This window comes from Variovorax sp. P2_H12, assembly GCF_056403395.1.
This window is the reverse complement of the sequence record NZ_JBFUFO010000008.1, coordinates 170,991-182,419: the sequence shown is the minus strand read 5'-3', so window position 1 is coordinate 182,419 and position 11,429 is coordinate 170,991. Positions and strand designations below refer to the sequence as shown.

The following is an 11,429-nucleotide window of genomic DNA, read 5'->3' as shown; positions in this document are numbered from 1 at the left end:
GCGCCGGCCTCGTGCCGGCGCAGGTCGACGGTACGCGAGCCCGGCAGCACCTCGCGCTTGGCCAGGTGGTCGTACAGGAACAGGCCGATGCGGATCATCCAGGCCGGCCGCATCGACGGGTCGTGCGGCATCACGAAGCGCAGCGGCCACATGATGTGCGGCGCGCTCTTGAGCAGCACCTCGCGCTCCTGCAGCGCCTTGCGCACCAGCGAGAACTCGTAGTACTCGAGATAGCGCAAGCCGCCATGGATCAGCTTGGTCGACGAAGAAGACGTGTGGGCGGCGAGGTCGTCCTTCTCGCACAGCAGCACGCGAAAGCCGCGGCCCGCGAGATCCCGCGCGATGCCGCAGCCGTTGATGCCGCCGCCGACGATCAGCACGTCGCAGTCGGCGGCGGAGTCGGTCGGTGGCGAGGCGGTGGTGCTCACGGCAATGGGTTCCGATGCGATGGGGTTCAGTCCGCGTTCAAGGGATTTTTCGCTTTCGAATCTTTTCATTCTGGTTCCTTATGGCGCGATTTTCTTCGGCGTTAACCCTGAAGTCCATTCGTTTTGTTTCGTTATAAAGTAGCGAGCGCTCCATTTGTCTTTTCCCCCGTGAATTCCAACCCCCGCCAGCTCAAGCTGCTGAACACCGTGCGCTCGCGCGGCTCGATCACGGTCGAGCAGCTCGCCGAGATGCTCGACGTGACGCTCCAGACCGTGCGCCGGGACGTCCAGCGGCTGGCCGACGAAGGCCTGCTGACGCGCTTCCATGGCGGCGTGCGCGTGCCCAGCTCGACCACCGAGAACATCGGCTACCGGCAGCGCGAGACCCTGCACGCCGAAGGCAAGGCGCGCATCGCGCGCGCGGTGGCGGCGCGGGTGCCGAACGACTGCTCGCTGATCCTCAACATCGGCACCACCACCGAGGCGATCGCCAAGGCGCTGCTGCACCATCGGGGGCTGCGCGTGATCACCAACAATCTCAACGTCGCGAGCATCCTGAGCGACAACCCGGCCTGCGAGGTGATCGTGGCGGGCGGCTCGGTGCGGCTGCGCGACCGCGCCATCGTGGGCGAGGCGACGGTCGACTTCATCCGCCAGTTCAAGGTCGACATCGCGCTGATCGGCGTCTCGAGCATCGAGGACGACGGCACGCTGCGCGACTTCGACCTGCGCGAGGTGAAGGTGGCCCAGACCATCATTTCGCAGGCGCGCGAGGTCTGGCTCGCGGCCGACGCGAGCAAGTTCAACCGGCCCGCGATGATCGAGCTGGCGAAGCTGTCGCAGATCGATTGCCTGTTCACGGATGCGGAGCCGCCTCCCCCCTTCCCCGAACTGCTGGCGCAGGCGCAAGTGCGCTGCGAGATCGCTCGCGAGACCTGAAGGAACCCTTCCATGACCTACCTGCTGGCCCTCGACCAGGGCACCTCCAGTTCACGCAGCATCGTCTTCGACAGCCAGGGCCGCATCGTGGCCGTCGCCCAGCGGGAGCTGACGCAGATCTACCCGCAGCCCGGCTGGGTCGAGCACGACCCGATGGAGATCTGGGCGAGCCAACTGGCCACCGCGCGCGAGGTGCTGGCCAAGGCCAACATCGAGGCCGGCGACATCCATGCGCTCGGCATCACGAACCAGCGCGAGACCACGCTGCTGTGGAACCGCAAGACCGGCCAGCCGCTGCACCACGCGATCGTCTGGCAGGACCGGCGCGCCGAGCCGCTGTGCGTGCAACTGCGCGAAGACGGCATGGCCGACACGATCCGCGAAAAGACCGGCCTGGTGATCGACGCCTATTTCTCGGGCACCAAGCTGCGCTGGCTGCTGGACAACGTGGCCGGCGCGCGGGCCCAGGCCGAGCGCGGCGAACTCGCCTTCGGCACGGTCGACAGCTGGCTCGTCTGGCAGCTCACCGGCGGCAAGGTGCACGTCACCGACGTCAGCAACGCTTCGCGCACGATGTTGTTCAACGTGCACCGCAACGCCTGGGATGCCGAGCTGCTGCGGGCGCTGCGCATCCCGGCCTCGCTGATGCCCGAGGTCAAGCCCTCGAGCGCGCACTTCGCCGACACCGACGCGGCCTTGCTCGGACGCAGCCTGCCGATCGGCGGCGTCGCGGGCGACCAGCAGAGCGCCCTCTTCGGCCAGGCCTGTTTCGATGCCGGCATGGCGAAGAACACCTACGGCACCGGCTGCTTCCTGCTGATGCACACGGGCGGCGCCTTCCAGCCCTCGCACAACGGCCTGCTGGTGACCAGCGCGGCGCAGACCAGCGCCACGCCGCAGTTCGCGATGGAAGGCAGCGTCTTCGTCGGCGGCGCGGTGGTGCAGTGGCTGCGCGACGGCCTCAAGGCGATCCAGGGCAGCGCCCAGGTGCAGGCGCTGGCCGAGAGCGTGCCCGACGCCGGCGGCGTGATGATGGTGCCGGCCTTCACCGGGCTCGGCGCACCCTACTGGAACGCCGATGCGCGAGGCACCATCACCGGGCTGACGCGCGGCACCACGGTCGCGCACATCGCGCGCGCCGCGCTGGAGAGCATCGCCTACCAGAGCGCCGCGCTGCTGCAGGCCATGAGCCGCGACGCGGTCGCCGCCGGCGGCGCACCAGTGGCGGAACTGCGGGTCGACGGCGGCGCCTGCGTGAACGACCTGCTGATGCAGTTCCAGGCCGACCTGCTGGGCATCCCGGTGGTGCGGCCCGAGGTCACGGAAACCACGGCGCTGGGCGCCGCCTACCTCGCCGGGCTGTCGACCGGCGTCTACACCGACGTGGCGCAGCTGTCGAAGCTGTGGCGCATCGAGCGGCGCTTCATGCCGACCCTGAGCCGGGCCAAGGCGGACGAGGCGATGGGGCGCTGGGAGCTGGCGGTGCGGCGGGCGACGCTGGTGTGATTCTGGTCAACGCCGATCAGGTCCCGTGAAGCTGAAGGCAATCCTCAGTGTCCGGGCACCAGAAAGTCCTGGCTGATCCGCCACCCCAGCTCGTTCACCCGGTCGAGGAACTGCGTCAGGTAGGCGTGCAGCCCGGTCGCGAGGATTTCGTCGACCGTCGCGTACTGCAGGTCGGCCAATAGCTTGCCGGCGCGGCGCTGGGTCTCGGCGCTCTGCTCGTTCTTGACCATGTCGAGGTTGCTGACCACCTCGTGCAGGCTGGCATGCAATGAACGCGGCATGTCCGGGCGCAGGATCAGCAGCTCGGCCACGCGCTCGGGCTTGATCACGTCGCGGTACACCTTGCGGTAGACCTCGAAGGCCGAGACGCTGCGCAGGATCGCGCTCCAATGATAGAAGTCGTATTCCTGGTCCTCCTCGGTGGCGGTGCCGAAGAACTCGCTGTTGAGCGCGTGGAACTTGACGTCGACCAGCCGCGCCGTGTTGTCGGCGCGCTCGATGAAGGTGCCCAGCCGCGAGAAGTAGAAGGCCTCGTCCTGCAGCATGGTGCCCAGCGTCACGCCGCGCGAGAGGTGCGAGCGGAACTTGACCCATTCGAAGAACTGCGCCGGATCGCGCTCGAAGTCGCCGCTGCGCAGCATCCGGTTGACCTCCAGCCAGGTGGTGTTCTGGGTCTCCCAGGCTTCGGTGGTCAGCGCGCCGCGCACCGCCCGCGCATTCTCGCGCGCGGCCCGCAGGCAGGAGAGGATCGACGACGGGTTCGACTCGTCCTTGACCATGAACTCCATCACCTCGTCGGGCTTGAAGCCCTCGTGCTTCTCGTTGTAGAGCGGCAGCAGCTCGCTGATCGACAGCAGGCCCTGCCAGCCGTATTGCGCGACCTCGGCCGACTGCGGCAGCAGCGAGGTCTGGTAGTTGACGTCGAGCATGCGCGCGGTGTTCTCGGCCCGCTCGGTGTAGCGCGACATCCAGTAGAGGTGATCGGCGGTGCGTGACAGCATGAGACGTTCCTCCGATCAGGCCACTTGGCTCTGGGTTTGCGACGGCGCCCGCGGCTTGCTGCCGCGGTCGGCCTCGAGGATCCAGGTGTCCTTGGTGCCGCCGCCCTGCGACGAATTGACCACCAGCGAGCCTTCCTTGAGCGCGACCCGCGTCAGGCCGCCAGGCACCATCTGGACTTCCTTGCCCGACAGCACGAAGGGCCGCAGGTCGATGTGGCGCGGCGCGATGCCGGCGTCGACGAAGGTCGGCGAGGTCGACAGGCTCAGCGTCGGCTGCGCGATGTAGCCGTCGGGCTTGGCCAGCACCGCCTTCTTGAAGTCCTCGATCTCGGCCTGGGTCGCGGCCGGGCCGATGAGCATGCCGTAGCCGCCGGCACCGTGCACCTCCTTGACCACCAGGTCCTTCATGTGGGCCAGCGTGTAGTCCAGGTCGTCCTTGTTGCGGCACATGTAGGTCGGCACGTTCTTCAGGATCGGCTTCTCGCCCAGATAGAACTCGACCATCTTCGGCACGTAGGGGTAGATCGACTTGTCGTCGGCCACGCCGGTGCCGACCGCGTTGCAGATCACGACGTTGCCTTCGCGATAGGCGCGCATCAGGCCGGCGCAGCCCAGTGTGGAGGTCGGGCGGAACACCTCGGGGTCGAGGAAGTCGTCGTCGACCCGGCGGTAGATCACGTCGACCCGGCGCGGCCCGCGCGTGGTGCGCATGTAGACGAAGTCGTCCTTGACGAACAGGTCCTGGCCCTCGACCAGTTCGACGCCCATCTGCTGCGCCAGGAAGGCGTGCTCGAAGTAGGCGCTGTTGTACATGCCAGGCGTGAGCACCACCACGGTGGGCTCGGCAGTGGCCGGCGGCGCCGAGGCGCGCAGGGTTTCCAGCAGCAGGTCGGGGTAGTGGGCGACCGGCGCGATGCGGTTCTGGCTGAACAGCTCCGGGAACAGCCGCATCATCATCTTGCGGTTTTCCAGCATGTAGCTCACGCCGCTGGGCACCCGCAGGTTGTCCTCGAGCACGTAGTACTCGCCGTTGCCCTGGGCATCGGGCGCACGCACGATGTCGATGCCCGAGATGTGCGAGTAGATGTCGTTGGGCACCTTGACGCCCACCATCTCGGGCCGGTACTGGGCGTTGTTCAGGATCTGCTCGGCCGGGATCACGCCGGCCTTGATGATCTCCTGGCCGTGGTAGACGTCATGGATGAAGCGGTTGAGCGCGGTCACGCGCTGCACCAGGCCCTTTTCCATCGAGGCCCACTCGTGCGCGGGAATGATGCGCGGCAGCAGGTCGAAGGGAATCAGCCGCTCGGTGCCCGAGCCGTCCTCGTCTTTCGCGCCGTAGACCGCAAAGGTGATGCCGACCCGGCGGAAGATCATTTCCGCCTCCTCGCGCCGCGAACGCATCACCTCGCCGGGCTGCCTCGCAAGCCATTGGTCGTAACGCTTGTAGTGGCTTCGCACCGCTGCGCCGTGGTAGGGCAGCTGTTCGTACATCTCATCGAATTTGTGCATGGGACGACCAATCTCCTTGACCATAGCTTAGCAAGTTCAAGGCCAAGATCCCGGCCGTCGCGCTCCGGGCCTGCCCGGATGACGGGTACGGCCGTCGCGTGCTCAGGCTCGCTCGACGAGGGCGTCGAGGACCATGGCACCCTCCCCCCGGGCGCCCACCAGCACCGGATTGACGTCGATGGAGGCGATCCGTCCCGAGGCCGCGGCGATCAGACGGCCGACCGCCACGACCACGGCGCACAGGGCGGCGACGTCCAGCGGCGGCTCGCCGCGCACCCCCTCCAGCAACGGCGCGATGCGCAGGGTACGCAGGGCCGCGCCGACGTCGGCACTGTCGAACGGCGGCAGCAGCACGGCGACGTCCTGCAGCGCCTCGACATACTTGCCGCCGTCGCCGACCACCACCACCGGCCCGAAAACCGGATCCTGCCGCGCACCAACCATGAACTCGTGCCGGCCGCGGTGCATCGCGGCCACGATCACGCCGTCCTGCGAAGCACCGAGCTCGGCCAGCCGGGTCCATTGCTGCTCGAACAGCGCGGCGGCATCGTCGGCGCTGCGCACGTGCAGCGCCACCAGCCCGTGTTCCGACTTGTGGGGCACGTCGCCCGAGCAGGCCTTGACCACCGCCGGCACGCCCATCGCCGTCCAGGCGTCGCGCGCCTGCCGTGCCGAGCGGCAGAGCCGGTGCGCAACGACCGGAATGTCACGCGCCGCCAGCAGCGCAAGGCTCTCGGCCTCGTTCAGGAATCGGCCAGTCCCCGTCGGCAGCGGCGGCAAGGGTTCGGCCGGCCACGCACGTTGCGGCCTGCGCATCAGCGCCGTGTGCGAAGCGAGCTGCGCCAGCACCCCGAGCGCCTCCGCCTCGCTGGCGTAGGTCGGGATGCCCCTGGCCTTGAAGGGGGCCGCGACCGAGGCCTGCCAGGCCGCGACCACCACCGGCTTCCCGGTGCCGGCCTCGAACCTGGCCGTGTCGGCGGCGAAGGCTTCCACGTCGTAGCCGGCCCCGGCCACCGGGATGTGGATGAAGAACAGGTCGGCCGCCGGGTCCTGCGCCACCGCCGGCAGCACGTCGCCGAACAGGCCGCTGTTGGACAGCAGTGCCGCCGTGATGTCGATCGGGTTGCTGGCGGTCGCGAAGCCCGGCAGCCTGTCGGCCACGTCCTGGCGCGTCTGCGGCGACAACTCCGCCAGGGGAAGGCCGAGCTCCTCGGAAGCGTCCGCGCCCATCACGCAGCTCGCGCCCGAATTGCTGATCACCACCAGCCGCCGGCCTTCGGGCCGCCAGCCCTTGAGATAGGCCTCGGCCGCCAGTGCCTGCGCGTGCGGGTCGCGCACGCGCCAGATGCCGTGGTGCTTGAAGAAGGCATCGACCGCGCGGTCTTCGTTGGCCAGCGAACCGGTGTGCGACGACGCTGCCTTCTGCCCGCTTTCGGAGCGCCCGGCCTTCACGGCGACGATCGGCAGGTCGCGCTCGCGCGCATAGGCGGCGGTGCGGGCCAGCATCCCGGGGTTGGCGATGGTCTCCAGATAGAGCAGCAGCAGCTTCACTTCCGGATCGTGGGCGACGGCCCAGGCGAGGTCTGACACGGTGACGTCGGCCTCGTTGCCGGTGGCATGCACATGGCGCACGCCCAGGCCGCGCCCGCGCAGCAGGCCGTAGGCCATGGCGCTCATGCCGCCGCTCTGGCTCACGATGCCGATCGGCCCGTCGGCCGGCGGTACCTCGACGAACAGGGTCGAGAAGCCGGCGATGGCGCCATTGCCGAAATTCGCCAGGCCCTGGGTGTTGGGGCCGTAGAGCCGCATGCCCGCGGCCCGCGCCCGGTCGGCCATTGCCTGCTGCACCGCCCTCCCCTGTGCACCAGCCTCGCCGAAGCCGGAGGCGATCACCACCGCCGACTTGACGCCGCGCGCGGCGCATTCGTCGACCGCGGCCACGGCCTTGTCGCCGCCGACGATCACCAGCGCCAGGTCGGGCACCTCGGGCAGCGCCGCCAGCGAGCCGTAGCTCTCGAGGCCCTGCACCTCCTGGCGCGCCGGGTTGATCGGGTAGATGCGCCCGCGAAAACCGTGCCGCTGCATGTAGTAGATCGGTCGGCCGCCGATCTTGTGGATGTTCTCGGAGGCGCCAATGACCGCGACCGATTGGGGATTGAGGGCGGATTCGAGCAGATCGGACATGAAGTTCCAGGAAATGGGCTACCCGCGATGGCGGGCCGAAAGGAAGGCGGCGATGCCGTCGCCGCAGGCCTCGCTGTAGAGGCTCTCGACGAAGGCATCGCGCTCGGCGTCGAGCTGCGCCCGGCGCGAGCGTCCGCGCGCGGCGTGCACCAGCTGCTTGATGCGCGCCTGGGCATCGAAGGGGCCGGCGGCCAGCCGATGCGCCCAGGCCAGCGCCGTTTCGAGCGCCTGGCCGTGCGGCACCAGCCGGTTGACCACGCCCAGCGCATGCAACCGCTCGGGGCTGCAGACGCCGCCGTCGAGCAGCAGTTCGAGCGCCGCCTGCGGCGGCAAGGCGCGGGCCAGCGAATCGGAGCCGCCGCCGTCGGGCGACAGGGCCACCTTGACGTACGACATCACGAATTTCGCATCCTCGGCAGCGACGATCAGATCGCAGCCCAGGCACAACGAAAAGCCGCCGCCGGCCGCCGCGCCCTCGACCGCGGCGATCACCGGCTGCGGCGCATCGTGCATCGCCATCACCCAGTCGTGCAGCGCATCGAGGTGCCCGAGCTGTTCCTCGCGCGGCCGGCGGCGCTGGTCGGCCAGTCGCTTCAGGTCGCCGCCGCCGCAGAAATGATCGCCCTCGCCGGCGAGCACGATGGCGCGGATCTGGCGATCGCCCGCGGCCTCGCGCATCCGCTCGACCGCGGTGCGATAGAGCGACGGATGCATCGCGTTGCGCGCGGCCGGGTTGCTGAGGGTCAGCACGAGCACCGGGCCATCGCGCCGGGACAGCATGCGCGGGCCGGGGTCGAGGTCCTGTGCGCTCATCAGTCCACCTGGATGTTGGCGGTGCGGACCACGCGCGTCCACTTGTCGATTTCCGCGTGGAGCATCTTCCCGAAGCCCTGCGGCGTGCTCGGCATGGCTTCGGCACCGACTTCGTGCAGTCGCTGCTTGACCTGCGGATCGTCGAGCGCCTTGTTGAGGTCGGCACTGAGGCGCTGAACGATGTCTTTCGGCGTGCCGGCCGGCGCCACGAACGCCGCCCACGAGTACGCCTCGTAGCCAGGCAGTCCGGACTCGGCCACGGTCGGCACGTCGGGCAGCAGCACCGAACGGCGCGCGCTCGCCACCGCGATGGCACGCACCTTGCCGGCCTTGATCTGCGGCAGGGCCGTGGGCGCATCGCTGAACATGAATTGCACCTGCCCGCCGAGCAGATCGGTCATGGCGGGTGCGCTGCCCTTGTAGGGCACATGCAGCAACCGGGTGCCGGCCTGCATGTTGAACAGCTCGCCGGCCAGGTGCGTTCCACCGCCGCTGCCCGAGGATCCGAAACTCAGCTTGCCCGGCGTCGCCTTGTCCAATGCGATGAGGTCGGCGACGTTGCGCACCGGCACCGCCGGATGCGCGACCAGCACCACCGGAAACATGGCACCGAAGCTCACCGGCACGAAGTCGCGCTCGATGTCGTAGGGCAGCTTGGGCTTCAGGCTCGGCAGCACCGCGTGGTGGATGCTGCACACCAGCAGGTTGTAGCCGTCGGCCGGCGACTTGGCCGCGATCTCGGCGCCGACGATGCCGCCCGCGCCCGCGCGGTTGTCGACGATGGCCTGCTGGCCCCAGATCTCGGACAGCTTGAGCGCGACCGCGCGGGCCGTCGTGTCGACCGGGCCGCCGGGAGGAAAAGGCACGACGAAACGCACCGGCCGGACCGGAAAGGCCTGCTGCGCCATCGCCGGCCAGGCGATGGCGGCGCTCGCGGCGGCGGCGCCGGCGAGCCAGTGGCGACGTGTGAGCGGCGCGACGGTGGGATCGATATCCTGGGTATTCACGAGAGCCTCCTTGGGTGAGAAATCTAGGCCGGCGCCGGGCCGCCAGCGCGGCGAAGTCCGCGCTTCGCGCTGACGGGCGGCCTGCTGACTCCCCCTCGGGGGGCAGCGACCCACACGAAGTGGGGGAGCGTGGGGGCCATTCATCCCCGGACCCGCGCATGGCCGTGGTCGAGCACGACCCTGTCGCGCGCCGGCACGCGGGCCTGGAAGCGCACATCGCCGCCTTCGAGCCACAGCGCCACGCGCAAGGTCTCGCCCGGGAACACGGGCGCCGAGAAGCGCGCGAACAGGCTCAGCAGGCGCGCCGGGTCATGGCCGCAGCATTGCGCCAGCACCGCGTGGCCGACGATGCCCCAGGTACACAGGCCATGGAGGATCGGCCGCTCGAAGCCCGCGGCGCGCGCGACTTCGGGATCCGAATGCAAGGGGTTGCGGTCGGCGCACAGCCGGTAGAGCAAGGCCTGCTGCGGCAGCGTCGGAATGTCGACCACGCGGTCGGGCGGGCGCGAGGGCACCGCCGCGGGCGCCGGCGGCGGCGCGTCCCCCGGCGCGGCCTCGGTCGCGAAGCCGCCGTTGCCGCGCGCGAAGGTGGTGTGCGTCACGGTCGCGAGCGCCGCGCCGCTGGCCTGGTCGAAAAGATCCTTGTCATAGGTGACCGTGGCGCCCCGCCCCGGCCCCTTGTCGACGATGCGGGTCACGCGATGGCGTGCCACGACCGTGCCCGCCGCCGGCAGCGGCCGGTGCCAGACCACCTGTTCCTCTCCGTGCACGATCTGCGTGAAGTCGATGCCGGTGGCCGCACCCTGCATCCAGGCGCCCGGATAGCCGAGCACCACCGCCAGGGTCGGCAAGGCCAGCGGCGTGCCGGCCGCGGTGTCGTTGACGAAGCGCATCTGCGCGGGGTCCATGGGGTCGGCGCCGACGCCGAGCGCCAACGCGTAGCGCATCGTGTCCTCGGCCGTGTAGCGATGAACGACGTCGGCGAAGGGCCAGTGCCTCAGGCGTGCGGGATCGATCATGGCGTCAATCCAGCGTCGCACCGGAGGCACTGACCACCTTGGCCCATTTGTCGACCTCGGCCTGCAGAAAGCCGCCGAATGCCTCGGGCGTGTTCCAGCTCGCGGCGAAACCCTGGGCCTCGAACTTGTCCTTGACCTCGGGCAGCGCCAGTGCCTTCCTGATTTCGGCATTGAGCCGCGCCACGACCTCGGGCGGGGTGCCGGCCGGCGCCAGCAGCCCGTTCCACGCGATGGCCTCGTAGCCCGGCAGGCCGGATTCGGCCACCGTGGGCAGATCGGGCGCCACCGGCGAGCGCTTCGGGCTGGTCACTGCAAGCGCCTTGAGCTTGCCGCTCTTCACGTGCGGCATGGCCGACAGCATGGTGTCGAACATCAGCTGCGTCTGGCCCGCGATCACGTCGGTCAGCGCCGGTGCGCTGCCCTTGTACGGGATGTGCTTCATCTTCACGCCGGCCATCGAGTCGAACAGTTCGGCCGCCAGATGGGTCGACTGGCCGTTGCCCGAGGAGGCGAAATTCAGCTCGCCCGGCTTCGCCTTGGCCAGCGCGATCAGCTGCGCCACGTTGTTCGCGGGCAGGGCCGGATGGGCGACGATCACCAGCGGCCCGCTGGTGAGCTGCGACACCGGCGCGAAGTCCTTCAGCAACCGGTAGCCGAGGTTCTTGAACAACGAGGGATTGATGGCGTGCGCCGTGGTCGCCACCACCAGCGTATAGCCGTCGGGCGCGCTGTGCGCCACCAGTTCGGCACCCGGGTTGCCGCCGGCGCCGGCGCGGTTGTCGACGATGAACTGCTGGCCGGTCTGCTCCGAGAGCTTCTGCGCGACCACCCGCGCCACGATGTCGGTCGGGCCACCGGGCGGATACGGCACGACCAGTTTCACCGGCTTGACCGGATAGCCCGGCGCCTGGGCCTGGGCCGTCGCAGCGGCGGCCAGGCACAGCGCGGCCCCCAGCACAGCGAGGCGTTGCCGGCCGCAAAGGCATCGAAGGAAGGAATGCATGCCGTGTCTCCTGCTTT

The 11,429-nt window shown here is 69.4% G+C and carries 10 protein-coding genes; 2 read left to right on the top strand and 8 right to left on the bottom strand.

The window, feature by feature from the left end; all coding sequences use genetic code 11:
* Positions 1-497 (bottom strand): FAD-dependent oxidoreductase (locus tag AC1DYK_RS07715; RefSeq protein WP_478165713.1); only part of this gene is annotated, 497 nt, incomplete at its 3' end.
* Positions 498-596: 99 nt separating this feature from the next.
* Between AC1DYK_RS07715 and AC1DYK_RS07710 the strand changes: the two genes are divergently transcribed.
* Entirely contained in the window at positions 597-1,367 is a 771-nt protein-coding gene (locus AC1DYK_RS07710; protein WP_478165712.1) for a DeoR/GlpR family DNA-binding transcription regulator, read from the top strand.
* A gap of 12 nt (positions 1,368-1,379) precedes the next feature.
* Positions 1,380-2,873, top strand: a complete 1,494-nt coding sequence (glpK, locus tag AC1DYK_RS07705; RefSeq protein ID WP_478165711.1) for a glycerol kinase GlpK — start codon at positions 1,380-1,382, stop codon at positions 2,871-2,873.
* 44 nt (positions 2,874-2,917) lie between these two features.
* Here glpK and AC1DYK_RS07700 read toward each other — a convergent pair whose 3' ends face one another.
* From AC1DYK_RS07700 to AC1DYK_RS07670, 7 genes are all read right to left on the bottom strand, one after another.
* Positions 2,918-3,874: an alpha-E domain-containing protein gene (locus AC1DYK_RS07700; protein WP_478165710.1), complete on the bottom strand. Its 957-nt coding sequence runs from the start codon at positions 3,872-3,874 to the stop codon at positions 2,918-2,920.
* Between the two features lie 15 nt (positions 3,875-3,889).
* Positions 3,890-5,386: a circularly permuted type 2 ATP-grasp protein gene (locus AC1DYK_RS07695; protein ID WP_478165709.1), complete on the bottom strand. Its 1,497-nt coding sequence runs from the start codon at positions 5,384-5,386 to the stop codon at positions 3,890-3,892.
* A gap of 102 nt (positions 5,387-5,488) precedes the next feature.
* On the bottom strand, positions 5,489-7,570 hold the full coding sequence (locus AC1DYK_RS07690) for an acetate--CoA ligase family protein (protein ID WP_478165708.1): 2,082 nt from the start codon (positions 7,568-7,570) through the stop codon (positions 5,489-5,491).
* An 18-nt stretch (positions 7,571-7,588) separates the two neighbouring features.
* Positions 7,589-8,383: an oxepin-CoA hydrolase, alternative type gene (locus AC1DYK_RS07685; RefSeq protein WP_478165707.1), complete on the bottom strand. Its 795-nt coding sequence runs from the start codon at positions 8,381-8,383 to the stop codon at positions 7,589-7,591.
* Complete coding sequence (locus AC1DYK_RS07680) at positions 8,383-9,291, bottom strand: tripartite tricarboxylate transporter substrate binding protein (protein WP_478165722.1); 909 nt, start codon at positions 9,289-9,291, stop codon at positions 8,383-8,385. The genes AC1DYK_RS07685 and AC1DYK_RS07680 overlap by 1 nt, the downstream gene beginning before the upstream one ends.
* A 239-nt stretch (positions 9,292-9,530) precedes the next feature.
* A complete protein-coding gene (locus AC1DYK_RS07675; RefSeq protein WP_478165706.1) occupies positions 9,531-10,409 on the bottom strand; it encodes a MaoC family dehydratase in 879 nt (292 codons plus the stop codon).
* Between the two features lie 4 nt (positions 10,410-10,413).
* Positions 10,414-11,412 (bottom strand): tripartite tricarboxylate transporter substrate binding protein, encoded by a 999-nt coding sequence (locus AC1DYK_RS07670; RefSeq protein ID WP_478165705.1) that lies wholly within the window; start codon positions 11,410-11,412, stop codon positions 10,414-10,416.
* Between the last annotated feature and the right edge of the window lie 17 nt (positions 11,413-11,429).